A 26,956-nucleotide genomic window follows, 5' to 3' on the forward strand; every position below is an offset into this window, starting at 1 on the left:
CCACCGCCTGCGTGAAGCGCGCGCGTATGTGCGGCATCCGGATACGACGACGCCGGCACAGGGCCGGCGTCGTCGGGTACCTCAGGCTCGCGGCAGGATCACTCCTGCGCGGCGTCCTCGCTGCTGGCAGCAGCCGGTGCGCCGTCGGTCGCGGCCGGTGCGGCGACGGCCACCTCGTCCTCGTCTTCGTCGATCGAGGCATCCATGCGCTCCACCGCCTGCAGCTTCTCGTCCTTGGACAGGCGGATCAGGGTCACGCCCTGGGTGTTGCGGCCAACGCGGCTGATTTCCGAGCCACGCGTACGCACCAGGGTGCCACCATCGGAGATCAGCAGCACTTCGTCGCTGGAGCCCATCAGCACAGCGGCGACCAGCTTGCCGTTGCGCTCGGTGGTCTGGATGCCGATCACGCCCTGCGTGCCACGGCCCTTGCGCGGGTAGTCCGGCAGCGGGGTGCGCTTGCCGTAGCCGTTCTCGGTGGCGGTGAGGATGTACTGCACGCTGGCGTCATCGGCGCCGTCGATCACCGCATCGCCATTGGCTGCGGTTTCCTCGACACCGTTGTCGTCCTCGTTCTCATCCTCGCTGCCACCGGCACTCTCGGCCACGATCAGGCTGACCACTTCCTCGCCGGCCGGCATCTTGATGCCACGCACGCCGGTTGCGGTACGGCCCATCGAGCGGACCTTGTCTTCACCGAAGCGCACGGTCTTGCCGTTGGAGGCGAACAGCAGGATGTCGCGCTCGCCGTCGGTCAGGCCGACGCCGACCAGGGCATCGCCCTCGTCCAGATTGATTGCGATCTTGCCGCGCGCCAGACGGAAGGCGAACTCGCCCAGCGGGGTCTTCTTGACCGTACCGTTCTTGGTGGCGAAGAACACGAACTGGCCATCGGCGTATTCGCGCACCGGCAGCACGGCCTGCACGCGTTCGCCCGGCTCCAGCGGGATCCAGTTGATGATCGGACGGCCGCGGGCATTCGAACCGGCTTCGGGCAGCTGGTAGACCGGCAGCCAGAACACCTTGCCCGAGCTGGTGAAGGTCAGCAGCGTATCGTGCGTGTTGACCAGCCACAGCTGTTCGATGAAATCCTCTTCCTTGGTCGCTGCCGCACTACGGCCACGGCCGCCACGGCGCTGTGCGCGGTACACGCTCACCGGCTGCCGCTTCACGTAACCGGCATGTGACACGGTCACCACCACGTCTTCCGGCGCGATCAGGTCGAGGATGTCCAGGTCTTCTTCGCTGTGGCGGATTTCGGTACGACGCTCATCGCCGAACTCGGCCTTGACGTTGACCAGCTCCTCGCGGATCACCTGCAGCAGGCGGTCGGGATCTTCCAGGATGTGGATCAGCCCGGCGATCACTTCCAGCAGCTGCTTGTACTCGTCGGTCAGGCGGTCCTGCTCCAGCCCGGTCAGGCGGTGCAGGCGCATTTCCAGGATCTGGGTGGCCTGGATCTCGGTAAGCTGGTAGCCGCCCTCGATCAGGCCCACGCCCTTGGGCAGGTCTTCCGGACGCGAGGCTTCGGCACCGGCGGCACCCAGCATCGCACCGACCAGGCCCGGCTCCCACACGCGCGCCAGCATGCGCTCGCGTGCTTCATTCGGGTTCGGCGAGGTCTTGATCAGCTCGATCATCTCGTCGATGTTGGCCAGCGCAACGGTCAGGCCTTCCAGCACGTGGGCACGGGCGCGCGCCTTGCGCAGCTCGAACACGGTGCGACGGGTGACCACTTCGCGACGGTGGCGGACGAACGCCTCCAGCATCTGCTTGAGGTTCATCAACTGCGGGCGGCCATCGACCAGCGCCACCATGTTGATGCCGAACACCGATTCCATCTGGGTCTGCTGGTACAGGTTGTTCAGCACAACCTCGGCAGATTCACCGCGCTTGATCTCGATGTAGATGCGCATGCCGTCCTTGTCGGACTCATCGCGCAGCTCGCTGATGCCTTCAATCTTCTTTTCCTTGACCAGCTCGGCGATCTTCTCGATCAGACGCGCCTTGTTCACCTGGTAAGGAATTTCGGTGACGATGATCGATTCGCGGCCGTTGTCGGCCACTTCGATATCGGCCTTGGCACGGATGCGCACACGGCCGCGGCCGGTGCGATAGCCGGCGACGATGCCGGCAGTGCCATTGATGATGCCGGCAGTCGGGAAATCCGGGCCCGGGATGTACTCCATCAGGCCGTCGACATCGATTTCCGGATTATCAATCAGCGCGATGCAGGCGTTGATCGATTCGCTCAGGTTGTGCGGCGGGATGTTGGTGGCCATGCCCACCGCGATACCGGCCGAACCGTTGACCAGCAGGTTCGGGAACCGGGTCGGCATGACCGTCGGCTCCAGTTCCTTCTCGTCGTAGTTGGGCTGGAAATCGACGGTTTCCTTGTCGATGTCCGCCATCAGCTCATGCGCGAGGCGCGACATGCGCGCTTCGGTGTATCGCATCGCCGCGGCGGAGTCGCCATCGATCGAGCCGAAGTTACCCTGGCCATCGACCAGCATGTAACGCAGCGAGAACGGCTGTGCCAGGCGCACCAGCGTGTCGTACACCGACTGATCGCCATGCGGGTGGTACTTACCGATGACGTCACCGACGATACGCGCCGACTTGAAGTAGGGCTTGTTGCTGTGCGCGTTGAGTTCGTTCATCGCGAACAGCACGCGGCGATGCACCGGCTTGAGGCCATCGCGCGCATCCGGGAGCGCGCGGCCCACGATCACGCTCATGGCGTAATCGAGGTAGCTCTTGCGCATCTCGTCTTCCAGGTTGACCTGGATGATTTCCTTGGCGTTTTCTGCCATTCGGGTTCCGTTGTCTGGTAGCGGTCCAGTCCGGCGCAGCCCTCTGCGGGAGGGGGTCGTGCCGGAACCTCGATTCAACCTGTGGATACTACCACAACAGGCCGTTCCCTGCCTCCATTTACGGGGATTTTACCGGCACAAATCAGGAACTTAGGGGGGTGCCGGCCAACGGCCGGCACTACCGGGGGCGGAGGTCACGCTGCCCCCTCCCCTGTGCCTCAGCCACCAAAGGCGGCGCGCATGTTCTCGATGGTCGGGTTCAGGATCACGCCGCGCTCGGTCACGATGGCGTCGATCAGCTCGCCCGGGGTGACGTCGAACACCGGGTTCCAGGCAGCGATGCCCTCTGCCACCGTGCGGGTGCCGCCCACGCCGTACAGCTCGCCCGGATCGCGCTGCTCGATCTCGATCTGGCTGCCGTCCACGGTCTCCATGTCCACCGTCGAGGACGGCGCCACGACCATGAACTTCACGCCGTGATGGCGGGCGGCGATGGCCAGCTGGTAGGTCCCGATCTTGTTGGCGGTATCGCCGTTGGCGCAGATGCGGTCGGCACCGACGATCACCCACTGCACAGCGCCGGTCTTCATCAGGTGCGAGGCGGCCGAATCGGCGATCAGCGTGGCGTCAATGCCATCCTGCTGCAGCTCCCACACGGTCAGGCGCGCGCCCTGCAGCCACGGACGGGTCTCGCCAGCGAACACGCGGGCAATGCGGTGCTGGGCCATGCCGGCGCGGATCACGCCCAGCGCGGTGCCGAAGCCGGCGGTGGCCAGCGAGCCGGTGTTGCAGTGGGTCAGCACGCCGCTGCCGGCTTCGATCAGGCCTGCGCCCAGCGCGCCCATGTGGCGATTGGCGGCCAGGTCTTCCTCGGCGATGGCCTGCGCTTCGGCCTCCAGCTTCGCCTTCCAGTCAGCACCGGCGGCATTCAGGCAACGGCGCATGCGCGCCAGCGCCCAGGCCAGGTTGACGGCGGTCGGACGCGAGGCGTTCAGACGCTGCAGCGCCGGTTCCAGCTGCTGCAGCGCGTGCGCACCGTCTGCAGCCTGCACGTCACGTGCGGCCAGCACCACGCCCCAGGCGGCGGCGATGCCGATGGCCGGCGCACCGCGCACGGTCAACGCGTGGATGGCCGCAGCCACTTCGTCACTGTCATGGCAGACCACGTGCTCGACCACGAACGGCAGCTTGCGCTGGTCCAGCAGTTGCAGGGCATCGCCGGTCCAGAGGATCGGGCGGATGTGGTCATAACGGGCGTAGTCGATGTCGGAGGCAGTGTTCATGGGCCCATTGTAGGGCCACGCCCCGCGTGGTTGGAGCCTGCCCGGGCTCAATTCACCGAGAATTCGGCGCGGCAGCCGCCGTCCACCCAGATCCCGTTGCGGTTCCAGCCCCAGGTGTTGCCTTCCTCGCACGGGGTGCTGGACAACTGCTCGGTAACGACCGCGCCGACCGAAATGCTCGCCCCACAGAAGCGGCGCTTCTTCGACTTCGACTCGCAGGTCAGGCGGCGTGGCACGTCGACAAAACGGCCGTCCTCGTCAGCCACTTCGAAATCGCCCTGGCAACCACGGCTGGTCCAGACTTCATTGCGCTTGTAGCCCCAGCCCTGCCCTTCGCGGCACGGCAGCACCGACAGCTGGCGCAGCAGGCGCACCGGCGCCCCGTCCAGGCGCACCGGGCAACTCTGCGGGCGGCCATTGGATTCGCAGCGCACCACACGGCGGACCAGGCGCTTGCCTTCCGTTGCCGCAGGCGCTGCACCTTCCGCACGACGCGCACGGAACTCGGCGCGGCAGCCAAGGGTGACCCACACGCCACTGCGGTCGGTGCCCCACTCGCTGCCACGGATGCAACTGTTGCTGGACAACTGGCGCACAAGGTCGATGCCATTGCTGACGTCGATATCGCAATGCACCCAGCCCATGTCGCGCGATTCGCAGGTCACCACTTCGCCGTCATAGCCCGCCTGCTGGGCCGACGCCGATGACGGCAGCCAGGCACCCCAGAGCGCGATGGAGTACACCGGTGCAGCGACAACCGCAAACCACTTGACCAAAGCCTTCCCCAGCAGGAATGGATGAACTGCGTGCCAGTGTCCGGCATCTGCTGTGATAAGAGCATCATCCTGCTTACCGAAGCAAGCGCGGAAACGCGGAATTCCGTTCAGTCTTCGATGTTCAGGAACGTGCGCACCGCGCTCACGCGTGGGCGAAGTCGTAGGCCAGCACATCGGCGATACGCGGCGTGCGGTTCATCGCCATCAACAACCGATCGACACCCACCGCCACGCCAGCGCAGGCAGGCATCGATGGCAACGCCGACAGCAGCGCCTCATCCACGGACGGTTGCACCTGGCCCCGCTCATGGCGGCGCTGCAGGTCACGCTGGAATCGCGCACGCTGTTCGTGCGCGTCGTTCAGTTCGTGATAGCCGTTGGCCAGTTCCACTGCCCCCAGATAAAGCTCGAAACGCTCGGCCAGCGGCGGCGTGCCGGCTCGAATGCGCGCTAGTGCGGCCTGGCTGGCAGGCCAATCATGGACTACGGTCATCACCGCGTCATCGAAATGCGGCTGGATATGATGGGTCATCAGCAGATCCAGCCAGTCATCGCGGGTCAGCCCGACCGGGTCGATATGTACCTCGCCCAGCGCGGCACGCAGCGCGGCCTCGTCGGCATCGAACGGATCCACACCCACGTACTGCTGGAACAGCTCGCGGTAACTGAGCACACGCAGCGTCGCACTGCGCCCGACCAGGGCCAGCGCCTGGCCGACCAGCTCGGCGGTTTCCTGCACCAGACGATGGTGGTCCCAACCGACCCGGTACCACTCCAGCATGGTGAATTCCGGATTGTGGCGGCCGCCGGCCTCGCCGTTGCGGAACACCCGGCCCAGTTCGTAACAGTCACCCACGCCCGCCGCCAGCAGGCGCTTGAGCGGATACTCCGGCGAGGTGCGCAGCCAACGGCGGCGGCCACCGGCATCGACATGGCCGGTGAAATCGGTATGGAAGCTGTCGATGTTCGGCTCGGTGTTGCCGGCCACCGACAGGATCGGCGTCTCCACCTCCAGCACATCGCGATCGGCGAAGAAGCGGCGCACCAGCGCATTGAGCGCGGCACGCTGCTGCAGCGCGCGCAGCAGGGCCTCGCTCACAGGATGCCCTCCGGGCGCGGATGATCCAGCGGCAGGGTCAGCAGATCGCGGGTGTCATCGATGTAGCCACTGGCCAGGTACAGGCGCCGGGCCAGTTCGTTGTGGTGGTTCACTTCCAGCCGCAGGCGGCTGACGCCACGCCCGCGAGCGCGCTGTTCGCAGATGGCCAGCGCCTGCTTGCCGCGGCCGCGGCCGCGCGCGCGGTGGCTCAGGTACAGCTCGTCCAGCAACATGAAGTGGCCGCCCTGCTCCAGGCTGAAACCCATCGCGATCACTGCGTAGCCCACCACCTCGGCGGCCTCGTCCAGCCACAGCAGCACCTCGCCATTGCGCGGATCGGCCAGCAGCGCGTCCACGCCGCGACGCACGCGCGCGTCGTCGAAGTCGATCTTGTCTTCGGCATAGAACTCGCGCATCAACGCGATCAACAGTTCTTCGTCGGCACGGGTGGCCAGGCGGAAATCCAGCGGAGCGGTCTGCATCGGTGTTCCTTTGTGTTTCATGCCGGGCGCCAGGCACCCGGCGGGGTCATCATTCGTGTTCGGCGAGGTAGGCCAGCAGGCGGTCTTCGTCCCATACCGGCACGCCCAGCGACTGCGCCTTGTCCAGCTTGGAGCCGGCCTCGGTACCGGCCACCACGAAGCTGGTCTTCTTCGACACGCTGCCGGAGACCTTGGCACCCAGCGCTTCCAGGCGTTCCTTGGCGGCATCGCGGGTGAGCTGGGCCAGGGTGCCGGTCAGCACCACGGTCTGCCCATCCAGCGGGCCGGCCACGATCTCGGCCAGCGCCGGCGCCTTGGCCAGGATCTGCTGCATCGCCTTCTCGGCCGCCAGCAGCATCGCGCCATGGCCATCTGCATCGAGCCACGCAGCCAGGCCGCGTGCAGTGTCATCGGGCAGGCCGGCGTTGACGAACTGGCCATGCTCGGCGTCGAGCACTGCTTGCGCGCCGGAAAGCGCAGCGACCAGTTTTTCGGCGCGCAGGCGGGTGATGCCAGGGATTTCCGATTCGACCAGCAGCTGCGCCAGATCCAGCCCTTCGCGCAGCTTGGCACTGGGCGCATGCACATCGCTGATGCGCACCTGACCGACCTGCAGCAGGTCATCGATGGCCTGCTGGTTGCCCTGCTGCTCGAAGAAATGACCCAGCGAACGCGCCACTTCGCCGCCGATGTCCGGCACACGCTTGAACAGCGGCCATGGCAGGTAGCGGATCAGCTCCAGGTCACCGAACCACTGCGCCAGCGCCTTGGCCGTGCTCTCGCCCACGTGCTCGATGCCAAGCGCGAACAGCAGGCGCTCCAGCGTGGCCGCACGGCTGGCATCGATCGCCGCGATCAGGTTGTCGGCCCACTTGGTGGCGATCTTCTTCGTGTTCCATTCGAAGCTGGCCGGCTGTGCCAGCGCCTGTGCTCGCCAGCCCGGATCGTTGCCATCCAGCCTGAGCACCGCATTGAGCACCGCACCACTGCCTTCGGCGGGCAGGTGCAGCTTCAGCGCAGCCGCCAGTGCGGAAGGGGCCTCGGCATCCAGCACCAGCTTCAGATGCAGCAGCTGGTCACGGTTGAGCCGGTACAGATCGGCCACGCTTCTGACGATGCCGGCGTCGACCAGGGTTTCGATGTACTTGTCACCCAGGCCATCGATATCCATCGCGCGACGCGAGGCGAAATGGGCGATGGCTTCCTTGCGCTGCGCCGGGCAGGACAGTTCGCCCGAGCAGCGCCATGCGGCAGCACCTTCCTCGCGCACGATTTCCGAGCCGCACACCGGGCAGCGCGTCGGCATCTGCCACGGCGTGGTGCCCGGCGGGCGGCGATCAAGGATGACGCTGACCACTTCCGGAATTACATCACCGGCGCGGCGCACGATCACGCTGTCACCCACGCGCACATCCAGGCGTGCGATCTGGTCGGCGTTGTGCAACGTGGCGTTGGACACGATCACGCCGGCCACCGCCACCGGCGCCAGCCGCGCGACCGGTGTGGCAGCACCGGTGCGGCCGATCTGGATCTCGATCGCCTCTACCGTAGTGCTCTGTTCCTGCGCGGGGAATTTGTGCGCGATGGCCCAGCGCGGCGCACGCGAAACGAAGCCCATGGCCTGCTGGCCGGCGCGGTCATCCAGCTTGTAGACCACGCCATCGATATCGAACGGCAGGCCATCGCGGCGCTCACCGATATCGCGGTAGTAGCCGAGCAGGCCGTCGGTGCCTTCCACCACCTTGCACAACTCGCTGACCGGGAAGCCCCAGGCACCGAGCTGGGCCAGCGTGCCCGAATGGGTGTCTGGCAGCTCGCCGCTCTGCACTTCGCCGGTGCCGTAGGCGAAGAAACTCAGCCTGCGCTGCGCACTGATCTTCGGATCGAGCTGGCGCAGCGAACCGGCTGCCGCGTTGCGCGGGTTGGCCAGCACCTTGCCGCCCTGCTGGCGCGCACGCTCGTTGTAGGCCTCGAAGTCGGCGCGGGCCATGTAGACCTCGCCACGCACCTCCAGCACGTCGGGCCAGTCCTTGCCGTGCAGGCGCTTGGGAACATCGCCGATCTCACGCAGGTTGGCGGTCACGTCCTCGCCGGTACTGCCATCACCGCGGGTTGCGCCGAGTACGAAATGACCGTCCTCGTAGCGCAGACTGATCGCCAGGCCGTCCATCTTCGGCTCGGCCGAGAACCGCAGGCTGCGGCGGCCCAGGCGCTCGTCGATGCGGCGCACGAAGTCGGCCACTTCCTCATCGCTGAAGGCATTGGACAGCGACAGCATCGGCACCGCGTGGCGCACTTCGGGGAAGCGACCGGACGGGCGCGCACCGACCTGCTGGGTCGGGCTGTCGGCACGGGCCAGTTCCGGGTGCTCGCGCTCCAGCGCTTCCAGCTCGCGCACCATCCGGTCGTAGTCGACGTCGGGGATCTCCGGCGCGTCCAGCTCGTGGTAGGCGCGGTTGGCCTGGGCGATCTGCCGGCGAAGGTCTTCGGCGCGTTCGGCGGGGCTGGGGCTCATCGGGATCCGGTGGTTCTGGGATGGCCGGGGATTCTACCGCGCCCGGCTGTCAGGCCCGGTAACGGCCCCGCCTTCGTAGCGTCGAGCTTGCTCGACTGGCGCTCCCCCGCCCTGGTACGTGCCAACCACTCCCCCGCTCTGGTACGCGCCAACCACTCCCCCCGCTCTGGTAGGTGCCAACCTTGGTTGGCACATCTGCAGTCGAACATGGTTCGACTCCACAAAGAGCAGCTTGCCGCCCACCCCCACCAGCGCTAGCGTGCGACGGTTGCCCCTCGGAATCCCACCCGTGACCCTGCCTGCCTCCCGTCGACGCTTCCTGCAACTGGCCGGTGCCGGCCTCGCCGTCGCCAGCAGCGGCCTGCCGCAATTCGGCCAGGCCCAACCCGCGGCCGCCGTCGCCGCGGCCCCCGCCGAAGGCGCCGTACTACTGAACTTCAACGAATGCCCATACGGCCCCTCCCCCGCCGCCCAGCAGGCGGCACGCGACAGCATCGCCAGCTGCGGCCGCTACCGCTTCGCCCTGGCGGCACAGGTGCGCGATGCCTTCATCGAGCAGGCCCGCATTCCCGCCGACCATGTGCGCCTCTATCCGGGCTCCAGCGAACCACTGAACCGCGCCGCCACGTTGTGGACCAGCCCGCAGGCGGGACTGGTAGTGGCCGACCCCACCTTCGAGACGCTGGGCGAGGTCGCTGCCGCACATGGTGCACACGTGCAGAAGGTGCCGCTGCGCAATGACGGCGCGCATGACCTGCGCGCAATGGTCGCCGCCGCGCATGCGCGCCCGACCGGGCTGCTGTACGTGTGCAATCCGAACAACCCGACCGGTTCTGTCAGCCCGCCGGATGAGCTCGCCTGGCTGCTGGCCCACAAGCCCGCCTCCACCCGCGTACTGGTCGACGAGGCCTACCTGCAGTACAGCGAGCAGCCCAGTCTGATCGAGCAGGTGACACAGCGCGACGATCTGATAGTGCTGCGTACGTTCTCCAAGCTGTACGGCATGGCCGGCCTGCGCCTGGGCGTAGCGGCCGCACATCCCGAGCGTCTGCGCGAGCTGGCCAGCCCCGGCGACAACCCGCTGCCGGTGCCCGCGCTGGCGGCGGCACTGGCCAGCCTTCACGATCCGCAGCTGATTCCGCAGCGTCGCCTGCAGAACGCCAGGGTGCGCCAGGCCACCATTGCATGGCTGGGCAAACGTGGTTTCAGCTGCCTGCCGTCGGAAGCGAACTGCTTCGTGGTCGACGTGCAACGCGACGGCAGCGCGTTCGCCAAGGCGATGGCGGACAACGGCGTGGTGATCGGACGCAGCTGGCCGATCTGGCCACAGCGCGTGCGCGTGACCGTCGGCACCGAAGAGGAAATGGCTGCGTTCCGCCATGCGTTCGCGAAGGTGGCCGGCGTACCGGCCTGACCCTGTTGGTGGGGGCGAACCTTGGTTCGCCCCATCCACGCATGGCGTGGATCTACTGTTGTGGGTGCCGACCGTTGGTCGGGGTGGGTGCCGACCGTTGGTCGGCACGCCATGGCGCTTACCAGCGCGGGGTCTTGGTCAGCGGCGGGGCCTGGTGCTGGCGGTCGTAGGCGCGCAGCTCGTCACGGATGTGTGCGATGCGCTGGCGGCCCAGGGCGTTGCGGCTGTCATCCAGCACCACGCCATCCAGCAGTTCAGCCATGCGCTGCACGGTCGGCAGCATCTTCTCCCAGGCGTCCAGCGCGGTCAGCGGCGCCGGCAGGGTCAGGAAGAAGGCGATGGCCGGGGTTTCCATGGCGCGGATGTTGGCCATGTCGAAGCTGCCCGGCTTCATGATGCTGGCCATCGAGAAAATCGGGCCGCGCTCGGGGTGGCCTTCCACCAGACGGTGGAACACGTTCATGTGGCCGAACACAAGGCCGGTCTTCTCGGCCGCCACCACGATGTCTTCGCCACGCAGCTGTTCACCGGCCCGGGCAGCCACGAACAAGGAGACGATCTTGTCGAAATCCTGGGTGGCGCGCTTGCCGAGATCACTGGCGCCCGGGTCGGTTTCGCCCAGACCAAGTTCGGCCTGCTCGCCTTCCGTGCCCATGCCCGGTTCGACGCGGCCATCGGCCACGGCGACGCCGTCTTCGCCCAGTACCGGTTCGCGGCGCTCGCCGCTGGTCGGTTCCGCGCCTTCCACGCGGCGCCCCTGGGGCTTCTTTTTCGGACGGCCAAACAGGAAGATCGCGGCGATCAACAGCAGGCCGGCGGCCAGGATGCCGATGCGCAACAGTGCCGTGTCGGACATTCGATAGGTTCTCCGGCTAGTTCATTCAGGTAACTAGGATGGCACGTCAGGCCGCGCCCGCCAATCGCGCGGCTTCTTCCAGGTCCACGCTGACCAGGCGGCTGACGCCCGGCTCGCGCATGGTCACGCCCGACAGCTGGTGCGCGGCCTCCATCGTCGCTTTGTTGTGGCTGACGAACAGGAACTGCACCTTTTCGCTCATTTCCTTGACCATGTTGGCCAAGCGGCCGACGTTGGCTTCGTCCAGCGGCGCGTCCACCTCGTCCAGCAGGCAGAACGGCGCGGGGTTGAGCTGGAAGATGGCGAACACCAGCGCCACCGCGGTCATCGCCTTCTCGCCGCCGGACAGCAGCGAGATGCTGGACACGCGCTTGCCCGGCGGACGCGCCATGATGGTCACACCGGTGTCGAGCAGGTCTTCACCGGTCAGTTCCAGGTAGGCGTGGCCGCCACCGAACAGGCGCGGGTACAGCGCCTGCACGCCAGCGTTGACACGATCGAAGGTGTCCTTGAAACGACCGCGGGTCTCGCGGTCGATCTTGCGGATGGCATCCTCAAGGGTTTCCAGCGCCGTGGTCAGGTCGGTGTGCTGCGAATCCAGGTAGTCCGAGCGCTGCGAAGCCTCGCCGTACTCGTGGATGGCGGCCAGGTTGACCGGCTCCAGCCGGCGCATGCGCCCATCGATCTGATGCACGGCCTGCTCCCAGTCGCCCAGGCGGGCGTCCTCGGGCAGTGCGTTGAGCACGTCCTGCAGCACGAAGCCGGCCTTCTCCACCGCGCCCTGCAGGGTGTCCGCGCTGAGCACCAGCGCCTGCTGGTCCAGCTTGCGCTGCGAAATACGCTCGCGCTGGGCCAGCGCTTGTTCGTCGCGCTGGTGGCGGGTCTGCTCGTAATTGCGCAGCTCGGCGTCGATGCCGTCCAGCAGCGTGCGCGCCTCGGTCAGCACGCGATCGGCCCGCACGCGCTCTTCCAGTGCGTTCTGGTGCTCGGCCTGCAGCGATTCGACCGGCGAATCACCTTCATCCAGCTGCGAGTGCAGTTCGCCCAGTCGCGAATCCAGCTGTCCGCGCTGGGTACCCATGCGTTCCAACGCCTGGCTCAGTGAAGCCAGCTGCGCACGCTGCGATTCCAGGGTCAGGGCCAGCGAATGCGAGCGCTCGCGCACCGCACGTGCGGCGTCGCGGGCCAGGTCGCGGGCCTCGGTCAACTGGCGACGCTCACCCTCCAGCCGCTGCCGGGTCGATTCCAGGTCGCCCATGCTGCTGACCGCGTTTTCCAACCGCGAGCGCGCTTCACGCGCCTGCTCGTTGTTGGCTTCCAGCGTTTCCTGCAACTGCTTCAGTTCGCCTTCGATGCGGTCGATGCGCGTGCGCGCCGCCTCTACCTTGCCCTGCTGTCCCTGCAATTGGCCAGCCAGTTCAGAGACCGCACGATGGGCCTGGTACAGCCCACGCTGCGCGTCTTCGCGCTGCTGCTCAGCGGCCTGCAACTGCTCACGGAAACCACTCAGCTGTTCTTCCAGCTCGGCCTCGCGGTCCTGCAGCTGCTCGATCTGCTCGCGCAGCTCGTTGATCTCGCGCTCGCGCAGCAGCGCGCCCTGCTGGGCCGCACCAGAGCGCGATACACGCAGCCAGCCCTGGCCCAGGCGTTCGCCGCTCTGGGTGATGATCGAATCGCCTTCCGGAAGGCTGGCCTGCAGAGCCTTCGCCTCGGACAGGTCCTTGGCACCATGCAGGTGCGCAAGCAGGCGCCGGATCGCTGCCGGGCCACGCACGCGTGCAGCCAGCGAGGTCGGCGCGACCTTCAGGTCCGCGCCATCGTTGGCGACCAGCGCAATGTGGCCCTCGCCCAGTTCGCCCAGCGCGTCGACCAGGCTGGCCGGGTCATCGACCAGCACGCCTTCGATCAACTGGCCGAGCGCGCTTTCCACCGCGTTTTCCCAACCGGCATCGACATCCAGGCGTTCGCCGACACGCGCCGCCGAGTCCAGCCCACGCGCCTTCAGCCAGGCCACGGCGGCGCCCTGCTCCTGGCCCAGCGCGGCCTGCTGCAGAGTTTCCAGCGAAGCCAGGCGACCGCGCAGGCCGTTGGCCTGCTTGCGCAGTTCGGCCAGTTCGTTCTGGCCATTGCGCTGCTGTTCCTGCACGGCCGCCACGCCCTGCTTGCGCAGCTCGACGTCTTCGCTCAATTCATCCAGCGCAGTCTTCTGCGTGTCGTGCTGCAGGTGCAGCTGCTCGAAGGCTTCTTCCAGCGCGTCCACGTCCAGCCCGGCGCGTTCGGCGGCCAGCGCTTCACGACGCCGATCAGCGTCGAGGATCTGCTTGTCCAGGTAGTCCACGCGCGTGCGCTCGACATCGCCGGCGCGCGAGGCCTCCGAACTCTGCGAGGTGTGCTGCTCCCAGCGCTGCTGCCAGCTGGCCAGCCGGTCTTCGGCCTCGCGCAGGCTTTCCTGCTTGATCTCGTTCTCTTCCTGCAGCTCTTCCAGCTGCGGGGTCGCGGCCTCCACCGCTTCGCGCAGCACCATCAGCTTGGCCTCATCACCACTGATGTGCTGGCCCAGTTCCGCCAACGCCTGACGGGTCTCGTCGCGCGCCTTGTGCAGGCGCTGCGACAGTTCGCGCTGGTGCTGGATCTGCTGTTCCAGGCGCGCCAGCGTGCTGCCGACCTGGTAGACCGCGGCCTGCGCGGTGTTCAGCGCATCGGCGGCCTCTTCGCGGCGCACGCGCGAGGTCTCGATGCGGGCCTCGGCGTCACGCTGGTCGGCGATCAGCTGCTGCAGTTTGGTCTCTTCCTGCGACAGCCCTTCGCGCAGCTTGGACAGGCGACCGTCCAACCCGCGGAATTCCAGGGCCTTCCACTCGGCATCCTTGACCCGGCGCTCTTCCTGCAGGGCCTGGTACTGCTCAGCCTGCCTGGCCTGGCGCTTGAGGTGTTCGAGCTGCTTGCTGATCTCGTCGCGCAGGTCGCCCAGCCGGTCCAGGTTCTCGCGGGTGTGGCGGATGCGGGTCTCGGTCTCCTTGCGGCGCTCCTTGTACTTGGAGATGCCGGCCGCCTCTTCCAGGTACACGCGCAGGTCTTCCGGGCGCGCCTCGATGATCTGGCTGATCATGCCCTGCTCGATGATCGAGTAGCTGCGCGGGCCCAGGCCAGTGCCGAGGAACAGGTCGGTGATGTCGCGGCGACGGCACTTGGTGCCGTTGAGGTAATAGTTGCTGGTGCCGTCGCGGCTGACCGTGCGCTTGACCGAGATTTCGTTGAACGAGGCGTACTCGCCCGAGATTGTGTGGTCGGAGTTGTCGAAGATCAGCTCGACGGTGGCCTGCGAGACCGGCTTGCGGGCATTGGAACCGGAGAAGATCACGTCGGTCAGCGAGTCGCCGCGCAGGCGGCTGGCCGAGCTCTCGCCCATGACCCAGCGCACGGCGTCGATGATGTTCGACTTGCCGCAGCCATTGGGCCCCACCACGCCGGTCATGTTGGTCGGCAGGTGCAGGGTGGTCGGATCGACGAACGACTTGAAGCCGGAGAGCTTGATCGTGGAAAGACGCATAGGGGTTCCGGACTGGGGCCGGCAAGCGGCCTGCGTTTACCCTCCAAGCCATTGATCCTGTTGGGATCGATGCCCGTGGAACGGGTGTGACGCCCTGAGTATACCGATGTGGACGTGTTCTACGAATGGGCGTGGAACATTGTCCACCCCCACCCCGTCGGACGGACCTGGCCCTACGCCGCGGAACGGCGCCAAAAACAAAACGGGCACCCTTGCGGGCGCCCGTTCTGCGGTGATGCCAGGCCTTGCGGCGTGGGATCAGGCTTCGGCGACGACGACGACCTTGACGGTGGTCTCGACGTCGGCGTGCAGGTGGACCAGCACGTCGTATTCGCCGATGTTGCGGAAGGCGCCTTCGCCCAGGATGACTTCGCTCTTTTCCAGCGGCAGGCCGGCGGCGGTGAAGGCCTCGGCGATGTCGCGCGGGCCAACCGAGCCGTACAGCTTGCCTTCGGTCGAAGCGTTGGCGGCGATGGTCACGCTCGCGCCCTCCAGCTTGGCCTTGCGGCCTTCGGCGTCAGCGTGGATGGCCTGGGCCTTGGCTTCGTATTCGGCGCGCTTGGCTTCGAACTCGGCCTTGTTGCTCTCGGTGGCCGGCACGGCCTTGCCCTGCGGCACGAGGAAGTTACGGCCGTAGCCCGGCTTCACGTCGACCAGGTCGCCCAGGTTGCCGAGGTTGGTGACTTTCTGCAGGAGGATCAGCTGCATGGTATTGCTCCAGATAAGTTATTCGTTAGCGAGGCGATGCCCCGCAACAAAGGCTGTCCGAATAGCTGGCACAGCGGGGGCGGCGCCGGGCCGCCCCGCTGGCATCAGACGTCGTGGTTGTCGGTGTACGGGATCAGGGCCAGGAAGCGAGCGCGCTTGACGGCGGTCGCCAGCTGGCGCTGGTACTTCGACTTGGTACCGGTGACGCGGCTCGGCACGATCTTGCCGTTCTCGGTCAGGTACTGGCGCAGGGTGTTGAGATCCTTGTAGTCGATCTCCTTCACACCTTCAGCAGTGAACTTGCAGAACTTGCGGCGACGGAAGAACTTGGACATGGGAAGGCTCCTTAGGCGGCGGAAGCGGCGTCGTCGCCGGCTTCGTTGTCAGCGGTGTTGTTGGACTCGCCTTCTTCGTCGTCACGACGACGGCGCTCACCGCGCTCCGGCTTGTCACCCTTCTCGTCCTTGCTCTTCATGATCAGCGACTGCTCGGTGTCAGCCTCGTCACGCTTGATGACCAGGTTGCGCAGCACGGCGTCGTTGAACCGGAAGCTCTCGGTCAGTTCGTTCAGAACGGCCTGGTCGGCTTCGATGTTCATCAGCACGTAGTGGGCCTTCACCAGGTTCTGGATCGGGTACGCCAGCTGGCGGCGGCCCCAGTCTTCCAGACGGTGGATGGTGCCGTTGCCGTTCTCGACCAGCGACTTGTAGCGCTCGATCATGGCCGGGACCTGCTCGCTCTGGTCCGGGTGGACCATGAACACGATTTCGTAATGACGACTCATGTTTTTTCTACCTTTCGGATGTGGCCTTGCGGCCGGACAGCCCCCCGCCGTTGATACCGCGGTGGGGCAAGGATTCCCGCCGGGGAGGCAGGAAGCCGCGCATTATGGCGCAGATGGGGATGGCGGGCAACCGGGGGCACCCGACCTTCTGAACCGGGGTGCCCTGCCCCCGGTGCCGATCAAGGTCGGCACCCACCAGGCGGGTAGCGCCGGGCCATGCCCAGCGGGCGCCAAAGCCGCGCGTCAGGCCTTGTCGGCGTCGGTGGTGAAGCTCTCGCCGCAGCCGCACTCGGCGGTGGCGTTCGGGTTGCTGAACGTGAACGTTTCGCTCAGGCCGTGCTTGCCGAAGTCGATCACGGTGCCGTCCACCAGCGCCAGGCTCTTGGCGTCGACGTAGATCTTCACGCCGTCCTGGTCGAACACGGTGTCGCCCTCGCGCTCGTCGCGGGCAAGGTCGGTCACGTGGCCCCAGCCGGAGCAGCCGGTCCTGGTCACGCCGAAACGCAGGCCCAGCGCGCCGGGGGTCTGGGCGACAAAGCGCTGCACGCGCTCGAAGGCAATGGGGGTCAGGCTGACGGCCATGGGGCTACTCCAGAGGTACGGGGACATTATAAGGAGCCGTTGCCACGAAAAATGCCTCGCAAGCAGAACGCTGCAACCGGTAAACTCCCGTGTTCACAGATCGAGTCGATCAGCAGAGGATTCAAGTCATGACGGTGGTCAGCGTTGAACATGCGCTTGCCGGGAAGATCCCGGAAGGCGGCGAAGTCACGGTACGCGGATGGGTGCGCACGGTGCGCGGTTCAGCGAATCTGGCTTTCGTGAATGTGAGCGACGGCTCCTGCTTCGCGCCGATCCAGGTCGTGGCCGGCGACAGCCTGGCCAACTTCGATGAGATCAAGCGCCTGACCAGCGGCTGCTCGGTCATCGCCACCGGCACGCTGGTGAAGTCGCAGGGCAAGGGCCAGTCGTTCGAGATCCAGGCCAGCGCGCTGGAGGTGGTCGGCTGGGTCGAAGACCCGCTCACCTACCCGATCCAGCCCAAGCCGATGTCGCCGGAGTTCCTGCGCGAAGTGGCGCACCTGCGCCCGCGCACCAACCTGTTCGGCGCGGTCACCCGCATCCGCAACTGCCTGGCCCAGGCCGTGCACCGTTTCTTCCACGAGAACGGCTTCAACTGGATCAGCACCCCGATCATCACCACCTCCGATGCCGAGGGCGCCGGCCAGATGTTCCGCGTGTCCACCCTGGACATGGTGAACCTGCCGCGTGACGAGAAGGGCGCGATCGATTTCAGCCGCGACTTCTTCGGCAAGGAAACGTTCCTGACCGTGTCCGGCCAGCTGAATGTCGAGGCTTACTGCCTGGCGCTGAGCAAGGTCTACACCTTCGGCCCGACCTTCCGCGCCGAGAACAGCCACACCACCCGCCACCTGGCGGAGTTCTGGATGATCGAGCCGGAAATCGCCTTCGCCGACCTGGCCGAAGACGCGCGCCTGGCCGAAGAATTCCTGAAGTACCTGTTCCGCGCGGTGCTGAACGAGCGCGGCGACGACCTGGCCTTCATCGCCGAGCGCGTGGACAAGAACGCGATCACCAAGCTGGAAGACTTCATCAATGCGCCGTTCGAGCGCATCGACTACACCGATGCGGTCAGCCTGCTGCAGAAGTCCGGCAAGAAGTTCGACTTCCCGGTCGAATGGGGCCTGGACCTGCAGACCGAGCACGAGCGCTGGCTGACCGAGGAGCACGTCGGCCGCCCGGTGGTGGTGACCAACTATCCGGAGCACATCAAGGCCTTCTACATGCGCCTGAACGATGACGGCAGGACCGTCGCCGCGATGGACGTGCTGGCCCCGGGCATCGGCGAGATCATCGGCGGCAGCCAGCGCGAAGAGCGCCTGGACGTGCTGGACGCGCGCATGGCCCAGTTCGGCCTGGACCGTGAGCACTACAGCTGGTACCGCGATTTCCGCCGTTATGGTTCGGTGCCGCACGCCGGCTTCGGCCTGGGCTTCGAACGCCTGGTGGTGTACGTCTGCGGGCTGTCCAACATCCGCGATGCGATCCCCTACCCGCGCGCCCCGGGCAGCGCGGACTTCTAAGCCCCACACGACCACGGAGGTACTGACCCCATGACCCTGTTCTTCGCCCTCTGTTTCGTCGGCGTTGCAGTGGCCGGGTTCAGTGCCTTCGTGATCTTCTGGCCACTGACCCTGGTGCACGTACGCGACCGCCATCCGGCGCTCGCCGAGCGCTTCGGCAGCGGCGCCTTCCTAAAGCCCGATGCCCTGGCCTGGCTGTTGCGCCGTGACTATCGCCAACAGCCGGACCGTTCGCTGTCCGGGCTGGCGACGCCGGCCTGGGTATCGCTGCTGACCCTGCTGACTGGACTGGGCATGGCCGCCCTGCTCTGGCTGGCCTCGCTCTGGTAATACCTCCATGAATGACATCTCCGCCTCGCGCGACAGCTGGTGGCTGGCCAGCCTCGGCAACACCCTGATCTGGGCGCGCCTGCGCGTTCGCCCGGCCGGCACCGCCGAGGTGCTCGACAGCGATGGCAACACGCTGAGCTATGACAGCGAAGACACCGCCCGTTCGCAGCTGTTCGACGCCGAGTTCGTCGAGTACGACGGCCTGGACGAGGAAGACGCGCTGGTGCGCGGTTTCAGCCTGCATGAAGTGCAGCCGCCGCAGGCCGACAGTGATGAGGGCCTGCGCGGCCGCATGATCCAGTCGCTGGGCGGGCGCGCCTGACCCCTGCATGTTCACCCCGCGCGCCTTCGCCGAGACCGACCTGCTCTGGCTGGACCGCCTGCTGGCGCGCGACCCGTTCGTTACCGTGCTCACGCCCGGCAGCGATGGCCTGCCGGAGCTGACCCGGATGCCGGTGCTGTACCGGCGTGACGGCGACCAGATCGAACTGCGCGGCCACTGGGCGCGCGCCAACCCGCAGTCGCGCCACCGCGGCGCGGCCAAGGTACTGATCGATGGTCCGCATGGCTACGTCTCGGCCAGCTGGTATCCGGACAAGGAACCCGCTGCGCGGGTACCCACCTGGAACTACGCCGCCGCCGAACTGCGCGGCCAGCTGCAGACGTTCGACGATGCCGAAGCGCTGGCCGAACTGGTCGGCGCGATCAGCGACCGCTTCGAAGCGAGTGTCGGCCAGGCCTGGCAGTTCGATGCCACGCGTGCCGAACATGGCCCGGAGCTGCGCGCCATCGTCGGCTTCCGCTTCCAGGTCGAACAGGTGCAGCTGAAGCTCAAGCTGAGCCAGAACCATCCCGATGCGAACCAGCGCGCGGTGATCGCCGAACTGGAACAGTTGGGCACCCCCGCTTCCACCGAGTTGGCGCAGTGGATGCGCTGGCACCGCGAACAGGCCGCCCGCAGCGACTGAACGCCCCAGATTCCCGCGACGACGCAGCCGGACGGCTGCGGCGAGCCCCCACCCGACGCCAGGGACCCATACATGAAAGACATCCACAAACTGCTGCAGAACAACCGCGACTGGGCCGACCGCATCGAGAAGGAAGACCCCGAGTTCTTCCACCAGCTCGCCAAGCAGCAGCACCCCGAATACCTGTGGATCGGCTGTTCCGATTCGCGCGTGCCGGCCAACCAGATCATCGGCATGGCCCCGGGTGAAGTGTTCGTGCACCGCAACGTCGCCAACGTGGTCGCCCACACCGATCTGAACTGCCTGAGCGTGGTGCAGTACGCGGTGGACCAGCTGAAGGTGAAGCACATCCTGATCGTCGGCCACTACGGCTGCGGCGGCGTGCATGCCTGCCTGCACAACACCCGCGTCGGCCTGGCCGACAACTGGCTGCGCCACGTTGGCGACGTGATGCAGAAGCACACCGGCATCCTTGATGCGATCGAGACCGACGAGCTCAAGCACGCACGCCTGTGCGAACTGAACGTGATCGAGCAGGTGGCCAACCTGTGCCGCTCGACCATCGTGCAGGACGCCTGGGCCCGCGGCCAGAAGCTGATGGTGCACGGCTGGGTCTACAGCCTGAAGGACGGACGCGTGCGCGAGATGGGCATCGACGTCGGTTCGCAGGAAGAGCTGCAGCCCGCCTATGAAAAGGCCCTGTCCTACGTCCCGCGCAAGGGCAAGCGCGACTGATCCCTTACGGATGACCACCATGCTCGCTTCGCCGATCAACCTGCACGCCTGGATCGAAGAAAACCGCCACCTGCTGAAGCCGCCGGTGGGCAACAAGATGATCGACAACGGCGACTTCATCGTGATGGTGGTGGGCGGGCCGAACTCGCGTACCGACTTCCACTACGACGAAGGCCCGGAGTGGTTCTACCAGCTCGAAGGCGAGATGGTGCTGAAGGTGCAGGAAGACGGCGCGGTGCGCGACATTCCGATCCGCGCCGGCGAGATCTTCCTGCTGCCGGCAAAGGTTCCGCACTCGCCGCGGCGCCCGCCCGGTGGTATCGGTCTGGTGGTCGAGCGCAAGCGCCTGCCGCACGAGATGGACGGCGTGATCTGGCATTGCGAGCGCTGCAACCACAAGCTGCACGAAGAGTATTTCCCGCTGCAGAACATCGAGACCGACCTGCCCAAAGTGTTCGCGCGCTATCACGCCAGCCTGGAACTGCGTACCTGCAGCGAGTGCGGGCACGTGGACCCGCTGCCGGCGCCAGCGGTCGGCTGAGCCTCGAACGGTAGTCGCCCACCCTGGTGGGCGCATGCTCGCCCCCGCTCTGGTAGATGCCCACCTTGGTGGGCGCTTGCTTGTACGTGCGCCAACCAAGGTTGGCGACAACCGGGTCATGCGGCGCTGGTGCAGGGTCGGCTGCTACCGGGCCCTGGCCCAGGCGCTACACTGGCGGTCCCGTTGCAGCCTGTTGCCCGACCATGTCCGACCTGCTCAGCCGCACCCACGCCATTGCCTTGGACGCCGCCGATCCGCTGCGCCCGCTGCGCAATGAATTCCTGATTCCGCGCCATGGCGGCGGCGAGCAGACCTACTTCGTCGGCAACTCGCTGGGCCTGCAGCCGCGTGGCGCGCAGGCGGCCGTGCAGGAAGTGATGAAGCAGTGGGGCGAGCTGGCGGTGGAAGGCCACTTCACCGGCCCGACGCAGTGGCTGTCCTACCACCGCCTGGTGAGCGCGCAGCTGGCCCGCGTGGTCGGTGCGCTGCCCAGCGAGGTGGTTGCAATGAACACGCTGAGCGTGAACCTGCACCTGATGATGGTCAGCTTCTACCGGCCCACGGCCGAGCGTCCGGTGATCCTGATGGAAGCCGGCGCATTCCCGACCGATCGCCACGCGGTGGAAGCACAGATCCGCTTCCATGGCTTCGACCCGGCCGAGTGCCTGGTGGAAGTGCAGCCGGACGAGGCCAACGGCACGATTTCACTGACCGCGATCGAGCATGCCATCGCCGAGCACGGTTCACGCCTGGCGCTGGTGCTGTGGCCTGGCGTGCAGTACCGCACCGGCCAGGCCTTCGACCTCGATGCGATCACCCGCGCCGCACGTCTGCAGGGCGCGCGTATCGGCTTCGACCTGGCACACTCGGTCGGCAACCTGCCGCTGCGCCTGCATGACGTGGCCCCTGATTTCGCCGTGTGGTGCCACTACAAGTACCTCAACAGCGGCCCGGGCGCGGTTGCCGGCGCCTTCGTCCACGAGCGCCATCACCGCGACACCACCCTGCCGCGCTTTGCCGGCTGGTGGGGCCATGAGGAATCCACCCGTTTCCAGATGGCGCCGCAGTTCACCCCGGCCATCGGCGCCGAGGGCTGGCAGCTGAGCAACCCACCGATCCTCGGCCTGGCCCCGCTGCGTGCATCGCTGGACCTGTTCGAGCGTGCCGGCATGGAAGCGCTGCGCAGCAAGTCGCTGGCGCTGACCGGCATGCTCGAAGCGCTGGTGCGCGCGCGCCTGTCCAGCGTGCTGGACATCATCACGCCGGCTGACCCGCAGCGCCGCGGCTGCCAGCTGTCGCTGCGCGTGATCGGTGGCCGCGAGCGCGGCCGTGCGCTGTTCGAGCATCTGCGCGGCATCGGCGTGCTCGGCGACTGGCGCGAACCCGACGTGATCCGCATCTCGCCCACGCCGCTCTACAACCGCTACCTGGACGTGCACCACTTCGTCGAGGAAGTGGAAGCCTGGGCCGGCCTCTAAGCCGGCCCCTCCCCTACTGCTGGACAGTTCGTTGATCGCACACGCTTCCCGCTCGTTGAGCATTATCGGTGCCGGCCTTGCCGGGTCCCTGCTGGCCATCCTGCTGTCACGCCAGGGCTGGCGCATCACCTTGTACGAACGCCGCGGCGATCCGCGCGTAGCCGACTACGAGAGCGGCCGCTCGATCAACCTGGCGTTGGCCGAGCGCGGGCGCAATGCGCTGCGCCAGGCGGGCGTGGAGGACGAAGTGATGGCACGCGCGGTGATGATGCGCGGGCGCATGGTGCACCCGCGCGACGGCGAACCGCAGCTGCAGCGCTATGGCCGTGATGACAGCGAAGTGATCTGGTCGATCCACCGCAGTGATCTGAATACCACGCTGCTGGAGCTGGCCGAACAGGCTGGCGCCACCGTGCACTTCCATCGCCGCCTGCACACCGTCGATTTCGACGCCGGCTACGCGCGTTTCATCGATGACCGCGACGACAGCCCGCACGACATCCGCTTCGACACCCTGATCGGTGCCGACGGCGCCGGTTCGGCCCTGCGCGCGGCGATGAACCGGCGTGCGCCGCTGGGCGAGGACATCGCCTTCCTCGACCACTCCTACAAGGAGCTGGAGATCCCGCCGGCTGCCGATGGCAGCTTCCGCATCGAGCGCAATGCGCTGCACATCTGGCCGCGCGGCCACTACATGTGCATCGCCCTGCCCAACCACGAAGGCACCTTCACCGTCACCCTGTTCCTGCCCAACCAGGGCGACCCCAGCTTCGCCACGGTCAATACCGGGGCGCAGGCCGAGGCGCTGTTCGCGCGCGAGTTCGCCGACACCCTGCCGTTGATCCCGAACCTGCGCGCGGACTGGGAGCAGCATCCACCGGGCCTGCTTGGCACGCTCACCCTGGAACGCTGGCACCAGCAGGGCCGCGCGGTGCTGATCGGCGACGCCGCGCATGCGATGGTGCCGTTCCACGGCCAGGGCATGAACTGCGCGTTCGAGGACTGCGTTGCGCTGGCCCGCCACCTGATGGAGGCGGATGATCTGGAAGGCGCGTTCGCCGCGTTCGAAGCCGAGCGCAAGCCGAATGCACGTGCCATCCAGCGGATGGCACTGGAGAACTACCTGGAGATGCGTGACCGCGTGGCCGATCCCGCCTTCCTGCTGCAGCGCGAGCTGGAACAGGAACTGCAGCGGCGCTGGCCGACCCGCTTCGTACCGCACTACACGATGGTCACTTTCCTGCACACGCCGTACGCCGAGGCGCTGCGCCGCACCGAACTGCAGCGCGACATGCTGGTGGCCGCCACCGCCGGTCACGATTCACTGGACAACATCGACTGGACCGCACTGGAAGCACAGATCCACGCCCAGCTACCGGTCCTGGAGGGCGCGCACTGATGGCTGACAGCTTCCTGTTCTACGACCTGGAAACCTTCGGCCAGGACCCGCGGCGCACGCGCATCTCGCAGTACGCCGCGATCCGTACCGACGCCGATCTCAACGAAATCGACACGCCGGTCAGCTTCTTCGTGCGCCCGGCCGATGACCTGCTGCCCTCGCCGATGGCCACGCTGGTCACCGGCATCACCCCGCAGCAGGCACTGGCCGAGGGCATCAGCGAGGCCGAGGCCTTCGATCGCATCAACGAGCAGCTGTCGCGCCCCGGCACCTGTGCGCTGGGCTACAACACGCTGCGCTTCGACGATGAGTTCGTCCGCTACGGCCTGTTCCGCAACTTCCACGACCCGTACGAACGCGAGTGGCGCAACGGCAATTCGCGCTGGGACCTGCTGGACATGCTGCGGCTGATGCGCGCGATGCGCCCGGACGGCATCCAGTGGCCGCTGCGCGAGGATGGCGCCACCTCGTTCAAGCTCGAGCACCTGGCCGAGGCCAACAACGTGCGCGAAGGCGATGCACACGAAGCGCTGTCCGACGTACGCGCCACCATCGGCATGGCACGCCTGTTCAAGCAGTCGCAGCCACGGCTGTGGGAGTACGCGCTGAAGCTGCGCGACAAACGCTTCGTCGGCAGCCTGCTGGACGTGGCCGCGATGAAGCCGGTACTGCACATTTCCATGCGCTACCCGGCCAGTCGCCTGTGCGCGGCCCCGGTGCTGCCGCTGGCCGCGCACCCGACCATCAACAACCGGGTGATCGTGTTCGACCTGGAAGGCGAGATCGACGATCTGCTGGAACTGCCGGCCGAGGTGATCGCACAGCGCCTGTACATGCGCGCCAGCGAGCTGCCCGAAGGCGTGGCGCGGGTGCCGCTGAAGGAAGTGCACCTGAACAAGGTGCCCGCGCTGATCGCCTGGAACCACCTGCGCGCCGATGACCACGCGCGCCTCGGCCTGGACGTGGCCGCGATCGAGGCCAAGGTGGAACGCCTGCGCGCGTTCGCCCCGCAGCTGGCCGAGAAGGCCCGGCAGGTCTACAACCAGCCCCGCGCCGCCACCGTGGCCGATGTCGATGCCTCGCTCTACGACGGCTTCCTCGGCAATGGCGACAAGCCGCTGCTTGCGCTGGCACGCACCACCGCGCCGGAGCAGCTGGCCGCACTGGAAGGCCGCTTCCGCGACCCACGCCTGCCGGAGCTGCTGTTCCGTTACCGTGCGCGCAATCATCCCGACAGCCTCGCACCGGCTGAACGCCAGCGCTGGCAGGATTACCGCCGCCAGCGCCTGCTCGGGGACGGCGGGCTGGGCGAACTCAACCTGCCCCAGTACCAGCAGCAGCTCGATGCATTGGCCGCTGAAGCGCCCGACGATGCACGGCGCCAGGCCCTGCTGCAATCGCTGCGCGACTGGGGCCAGCACCTGCAGGAGACCTTGTGAGTACCTATTTCTCGGACGCCAGCTTCAAGTTCCTGCGCAGCCTGGCGCGGCATAACGACAAGGCGTGGTTCAACGACCACCGCCAGCAGTATGAAGACCACGTGCGGCAGCCATTCCTGCGCCTGCTGGGTGACCTGCAGCCGGCGCTGGCCGAGGTCAGCGACCACTTCCGCGCCGATACCCGCGGCGTCGGCGGCTCGCTGTTCCGCATCCATCGCGACGCGCGCTTCTCCAACGACAAATCCCCGTACAAGACCTGGCAGGGTGCACGCCTGTTCCATGAGCGCCGCCGCGAGGTGGCCGCGCCCTCGTTCTACGTGCACCTGCAGCCGGGCGAGAGCTTCGTCGGTGCCGGCCTGTGGCATCCGGAACCGGAGACCCAGCGCCGCGTGCGCCACTTCATCCTCGACAACCCGGGCAGCTGGAAGGCCGCCGCGCATGCACCGGCGCTGCGCAAGCGTTTCGATTTCGAGGAGAGCGAAAAGCTGGTGCGGCCGCCGCGCGGCTTCCCGGCCGACTTCGAGTTCATCGACGACCTCAAGCACCGCAACTGGGTGATGTGGCGCTCGCTGGACGACGCCACCATGACCGGCCCGCGCCTGCTGTCCACGCTGGGCAAGGACCTGGCCGCGCTCGGCCCGTTCGTCGACTACCTGTGCGCGGCGCTGGACCTGGAATTCTGATGCCGTTGGCACAGCAACGCCGCACGCTGGGCCGCACCGGCCTGCCGATTTCGCCGGTGGGCCTGGGCTGCTCCGGCTTCTGGGGGCATCGCCGCTTCCCGGAACAGTCGGCAGCGCACGTGGTCGAGCATGCACTGGCACAGGGCGTGAACCTGTTGGACACCGGCCACAACTATTCCGGTTTCCACGCCGAGCCGCGGCTGGGCCGCATCCTGCGCCCGTTGCTGAAGCGATACCCGCGCGAGTCGCTGGTGATTTCCAGCAAGGGCGGCACACTGACCGGCCAGGCCGGCGTCAGCGGCGCCGAGCAACGCAATTTCTCGCCGGCAGCCATCACTGCCAGCTGCGAGGCTTCGCTGCGCAACCTCGGCCTGGATTACCTGGATATCTACCAGCTGCACGGTGCCAGCCAGCACGACATCAACGATGACCTGCTGGCCGCGCTGCAACGCCTGCGCGAACGTGGGCTGATCCGGCACACCGGCATCAATACGCACACGGCATCGACCCTGCGCTGGATGATCGACCATCCCACGCTGTTCGACGTGGTGCTTCTGGACTACAACGCCCTGCAGCAGGACCGTGAACCCCTCATCGACCAGTTGCACGCGGTGGGCATCGGCGTGCTGGCCGGCACCGTGCTGGCGCAGGGCCATCTGCTGCCACCACGCCCGCGCCTGCCACGACCGGCGGATGCCTGGTACCTGGCCAGGGCCTGGCTCAAGCCGAGCAGCCGTCAACTGATGCGCAGCGCACGCAATATGCGGAAGGCACTCGCCGCCATCCGCAGCCAGCGCCCGGCCCAGACCGCGTTTGCCTACGCGCTCGGCCATCCCGGCGTAGCCAGTGGCATCCTGGGCACCACCCGCACCGGCAGCCTGGACGAAGTGCTGGCGACGCGGCTTGAGGCACTGACCGCAGCCGAACGCCAACAGCTGGTGAGCGCCTTCGGTGATGGCGGCGGATCACCCAGTCATTGAGTCTTCACCCCATGCTGC

24 protein-coding genes are annotated in these 26,956 nt (G+C 67.0%); 12 read left to right on the forward strand and 12 right to left on the reverse strand.

Features of this window, described 5'->3' with window-relative positions; all coding sequences use genetic code 11:
- Positions 1 to 98: 98 nt before the first annotated feature.
- The 6 genes from gyrA to ligA all read right to left on the reverse strand — a co-directional run bounded on the left by gyrA (position 99) and on the right by ligA (position 8,974).
- A complete protein-coding gene (gene gyrA / locus ACZK3J_RS14720) occupies positions 99 to 2,813 on the reverse strand; it encodes a DNA gyrase subunit A (protein WP_049400193.1) in 2,715 nt (904 codons plus the stop codon).
- Positions 2,814 to 3,031: 218 nt separating this feature from the next.
- The gene (gene mtnA / locus ACZK3J_RS14725; protein ID WP_478476023.1) at positions 3,032 to 4,096 is read right to left on the reverse strand and encodes an S-methyl-5-thioribose-1-phosphate isomerase; all 1,065 of its coding nucleotides are present in this window, start codon (positions 4,094 to 4,096) and stop codon (positions 3,032 to 3,034) included.
- Between the two features lie 47 nt (positions 4,097 to 4,143).
- Positions 4,144 to 4,872, reverse strand: a complete 729-nt coding sequence (locus tag ACZK3J_RS14730) for a DUF3011 domain-containing protein (RefSeq protein WP_032127686.1) — start codon at positions 4,870 to 4,872, stop codon at positions 4,144 to 4,146.
- Between the two features lie 142 nt (positions 4,873 to 5,014).
- A complete protein-coding gene (gene epmA, locus ACZK3J_RS14735; protein ID WP_032127685.1) occupies positions 5,015 to 5,971 on the reverse strand; it encodes an EF-P lysine aminoacylase EpmA in 957 nt (318 codons plus the stop codon).
- Positions 5,968 to 6,453, reverse strand: coding sequence for a GNAT family N-acetyltransferase (locus ACZK3J_RS14740; RefSeq protein WP_032127684.1), 486 nt, complete (start codon positions 6,451 to 6,453; stop codon positions 5,968 to 5,970). The genes epmA and ACZK3J_RS14740 overlap by 4 nt, the downstream gene beginning before the upstream one ends.
- Positions 6,454 to 6,502: 49 nt before the next feature.
- Positions 6,503 to 8,974: an NAD-dependent DNA ligase LigA gene (gene ligA, locus ACZK3J_RS14745; protein WP_478476989.1), complete on the reverse strand. Its 2,472-nt coding sequence runs from the start codon at positions 8,972 to 8,974 to the stop codon at positions 6,503 to 6,505.
- 283 nt (positions 8,975 to 9,257) lie between these two features.
- On the opposite strand from ligA, the gene ACZK3J_RS14750 reads away from it, so the two are divergent.
- Entirely contained in the window at positions 9,258 to 10,382 is a 1,125-nt protein-coding gene (locus tag ACZK3J_RS14750) for a pyridoxal phosphate-dependent aminotransferase (RefSeq protein WP_478476024.1), read from the forward strand.
- Positions 10,383 to 10,500: 118 nt separating this feature from the next.
- Here the strand turns inward: ACZK3J_RS14750 and zipA are convergent, their stop codons facing one another.
- The 6 genes from zipA to ACZK3J_RS14780 all read right to left on the reverse strand — a co-directional run bounded on the left by zipA (position 10,501) and on the right by ACZK3J_RS14780 (position 16,862).
- Positions 10,501 to 11,238 (reverse strand): cell division protein ZipA, encoded by a 738-nt coding sequence (gene zipA, locus ACZK3J_RS14755; RefSeq protein WP_006376490.1) that lies wholly within the window; start codon positions 11,236 to 11,238, stop codon positions 10,501 to 10,503.
- Positions 11,239 to 11,284: 46 nt separating this feature from the next.
- Positions 11,285 to 14,788 (reverse strand): chromosome segregation protein SMC, encoded by a 3,504-nt coding sequence (gene smc, locus ACZK3J_RS14760; protein WP_478476025.1) that lies wholly within the window; start codon positions 14,786 to 14,788, stop codon positions 11,285 to 11,287.
- Between the two features lie 258 nt (positions 14,789 to 15,046).
- Positions 15,047 to 15,496: a 50S ribosomal protein L9 gene (gene rplI, locus ACZK3J_RS14765; RefSeq protein ID WP_005410227.1), complete on the reverse strand. Its 450-nt coding sequence runs from the start codon at positions 15,494 to 15,496 to the stop codon at positions 15,047 to 15,049.
- Between the two features lie 104 nt (positions 15,497 to 15,600).
- A complete protein-coding gene (gene rpsR, locus ACZK3J_RS14770) occupies positions 15,601 to 15,831 on the reverse strand; it encodes a 30S ribosomal protein S18 (RefSeq protein WP_002804494.1) in 231 nt (76 codons plus the stop codon).
- 11 nt (positions 15,832 to 15,842) lie between these two features.
- Entirely contained in the window at positions 15,843 to 16,280 is a 438-nt protein-coding gene (rpsF, locus tag ACZK3J_RS14775; protein ID WP_005410228.1) for a 30S ribosomal protein S6, read from the reverse strand.
- Between the two features lie 243 nt (positions 16,281 to 16,523).
- A complete protein-coding gene (locus ACZK3J_RS14780; protein WP_005417401.1) occupies positions 16,524 to 16,862 on the reverse strand; it encodes a HesB/IscA family protein in 339 nt (112 codons plus the stop codon).
- Positions 16,863 to 16,990: 128 nt separating this feature from the next.
- Between ACZK3J_RS14780 and asnS the strand changes: the two genes are divergently transcribed.
- The 11 genes from asnS to ACZK3J_RS14835 all read left to right on the forward strand — a co-directional run bounded on the left by asnS (position 16,991) and on the right by ACZK3J_RS14835 (position 26,938).
- Positions 16,991 to 18,385, forward strand: a complete 1,395-nt coding sequence (gene asnS, locus ACZK3J_RS14785; RefSeq protein WP_014037736.1) for an asparagine--tRNA ligase — start codon at positions 16,991 to 16,993, stop codon at positions 18,383 to 18,385.
- A 30-nt stretch (positions 18,386 to 18,415) separates the two neighbouring features.
- Positions 18,416 to 18,715, forward strand: coding sequence for a hypothetical protein (locus tag ACZK3J_RS14790; protein WP_014037737.1), 300 nt, complete (start codon positions 18,416 to 18,418; stop codon positions 18,713 to 18,715).
- Positions 18,716 to 18,722: 7 nt separating this feature from the next.
- Positions 18,723 to 19,037, forward strand: coding sequence for a hypothetical protein (locus ACZK3J_RS14795; protein WP_014037738.1), 315 nt, complete (start codon positions 18,723 to 18,725; stop codon positions 19,035 to 19,037).
- A 7-nt stretch (positions 19,038 to 19,044) separates the two neighbouring features.
- Entirely contained in the window at positions 19,045 to 19,683 is a 639-nt protein-coding gene (locus tag ACZK3J_RS14800) for an FMN-binding negative transcriptional regulator (RefSeq protein ID WP_049463163.1), read from the forward strand.
- 72 nt (positions 19,684 to 19,755) lie between these two features.
- Positions 19,756 to 20,418, forward strand: coding sequence for a carbonate dehydratase (gene can, locus ACZK3J_RS14805; RefSeq protein WP_014037740.1), 663 nt, complete (start codon positions 19,756 to 19,758; stop codon positions 20,416 to 20,418).
- A gap of 19 nt (positions 20,419 to 20,437) precedes the next feature.
- On the forward strand, positions 20,438 to 20,959 hold the full coding sequence (locus ACZK3J_RS14810; protein ID WP_032127723.1) for a 3-hydroxyanthranilate 3,4-dioxygenase: 522 nt from the start codon (positions 20,438 to 20,440) through the stop codon (positions 20,957 to 20,959).
- Between the two features lie 203 nt (positions 20,960 to 21,162).
- A complete protein-coding gene (gene kynU / locus ACZK3J_RS14815; protein WP_134951556.1) occupies positions 21,163 to 22,437 on the forward strand; it encodes a kynureninase in 1,275 nt (424 codons plus the stop codon).
- 31 nt (positions 22,438 to 22,468) lie between these two features.
- Positions 22,469 to 23,836 carry an FAD-dependent oxidoreductase gene (locus tag ACZK3J_RS14820; RefSeq protein ID WP_134951557.1) on the forward strand — a complete coding sequence of 456 codons (1,368 nt, stop codon included), beginning with the start codon at positions 22,469 to 22,471 and terminating at the stop codon, positions 23,834 to 23,836.
- The gene (sbcB, locus tag ACZK3J_RS14825) at positions 23,836 to 25,275 is read left to right on the forward strand and encodes an exodeoxyribonuclease I (RefSeq protein ID WP_182266389.1); all 1,440 of its coding nucleotides are present in this window, start codon (positions 23,836 to 23,838) and stop codon (positions 25,273 to 25,275) included. The genes ACZK3J_RS14820 and sbcB overlap by 1 nt, the downstream gene beginning before the upstream one ends.
- Complete coding sequence (locus ACZK3J_RS14830; protein WP_032127674.1) at positions 25,272 to 25,958, forward strand: DUF2461 domain-containing protein; 687 nt, start codon at positions 25,272 to 25,274, stop codon at positions 25,956 to 25,958. Before sbcB ends, ACZK3J_RS14830 begins: the two co-directional genes overlap by 4 nt.
- Positions 25,958 to 26,938, forward strand: a complete 981-nt coding sequence (locus ACZK3J_RS14835; protein ID WP_414577606.1) for an aldo/keto reductase — start codon at positions 25,958 to 25,960, stop codon at positions 26,936 to 26,938. The genes ACZK3J_RS14830 and ACZK3J_RS14835 overlap by 1 nt, the downstream gene beginning before the upstream one ends.
- The last annotated feature ends 18 nt before the right edge of the window (positions 26,939 to 26,956 follow it).

It is taken from the genome of Stenotrophomonas sp. 86428_Sma, assembly GCF_056481585.1.

Excerpts from the sequence above, each read along its gene's own strand:
- gyrA (WP_049400193.1), bottom strand. The coding sequence starts at position 2,813 with ATGGCAGAAAACGCCAAGGAAATCATCCAGGTCAACCTGGAAGACGAG.
- mtnA (WP_478476023.1), bottom strand. The coding sequence starts at position 4,096 with ATGAACACTGCCTCCGACATCGACTACGCCCGTTATGACCACATCCGC.
- ACZK3J_RS14740 (WP_032127684.1), bottom strand. The coding sequence starts at position 6,453 with ATGCAGACCGCTCCGCTGGATTTCCGCCTGGCCACCCGTGCCGACGAA.
- zipA (WP_006376490.1), bottom strand. The coding sequence starts at position 11,238 with ATGTCCGACACGGCACTGTTGCGCATCGGCATCCTGGCCGCCGGCCTG.
- smc (WP_478476025.1), bottom strand. The coding sequence starts at position 14,788 with ATGCGTCTTTCCACGATCAAGCTCTCCGGCTTCAAGTCGTTCGTCGAT.
- rplI (WP_005410227.1), bottom strand. The coding sequence starts at position 15,496 with ATGCAGCTGATCCTCCTGCAGAAAGTCACCAACCTCGGCAACCTGGGC.
- rpsR (WP_002804494.1), bottom strand. The coding sequence starts at position 15,831 with ATGTCCAAGTTCTTCCGTCGCCGCAAGTTCTGCAAGTTCACTGCTGAA.
- rpsF (WP_005410228.1), bottom strand. The coding sequence starts at position 16,280 with ATGAGTCGTCATTACGAAATCGTGTTCATGGTCCACCCGGACCAGAGC.
- ACZK3J_RS14780 (WP_005417401.1), bottom strand. The coding sequence starts at position 16,862 with ATGGCCGTCAGCCTGACCCCCATTGCCTTCGAGCGCGTGCAGCGCTTT.
- asnS (WP_014037736.1), top strand. The coding sequence starts at position 16,991 with ATGACGGTGGTCAGCGTTGAACATGCGCTTGCCGGGAAGATCCCGGAA.
- ACZK3J_RS14790 (WP_014037737.1), top strand. The coding sequence starts at position 18,416 with ATGACCCTGTTCTTCGCCCTCTGTTTCGTCGGCGTTGCAGTGGCCGGG.
- ACZK3J_RS14795 (WP_014037738.1), top strand. The coding sequence starts at position 18,723 with ATGAATGACATCTCCGCCTCGCGCGACAGCTGGTGGCTGGCCAGCCTC.
- ACZK3J_RS14800 (WP_049463163.1), top strand. The coding sequence starts at position 19,045 with ATGTTCACCCCGCGCGCCTTCGCCGAGACCGACCTGCTCTGGCTGGAC.
- can (WP_014037740.1), top strand. The coding sequence starts at position 19,756 with ATGAAAGACATCCACAAACTGCTGCAGAACAACCGCGACTGGGCCGAC.
- ACZK3J_RS14810 (WP_032127723.1), top strand. The coding sequence starts at position 20,438 with ATGCTCGCTTCGCCGATCAACCTGCACGCCTGGATCGAAGAAAACCGC.
- kynU (WP_134951556.1), top strand. The coding sequence starts at position 21,163 with ATGTCCGACCTGCTCAGCCGCACCCACGCCATTGCCTTGGACGCCGCC.
- sbcB (WP_182266389.1), top strand. The coding sequence starts at position 23,836 with ATGGCTGACAGCTTCCTGTTCTACGACCTGGAAACCTTCGGCCAGGAC.
- ACZK3J_RS14835 (WP_414577606.1), top strand. The coding sequence starts at position 25,958 with ATGCCGTTGGCACAGCAACGCCGCACGCTGGGCCGCACCGGCCTGCCG.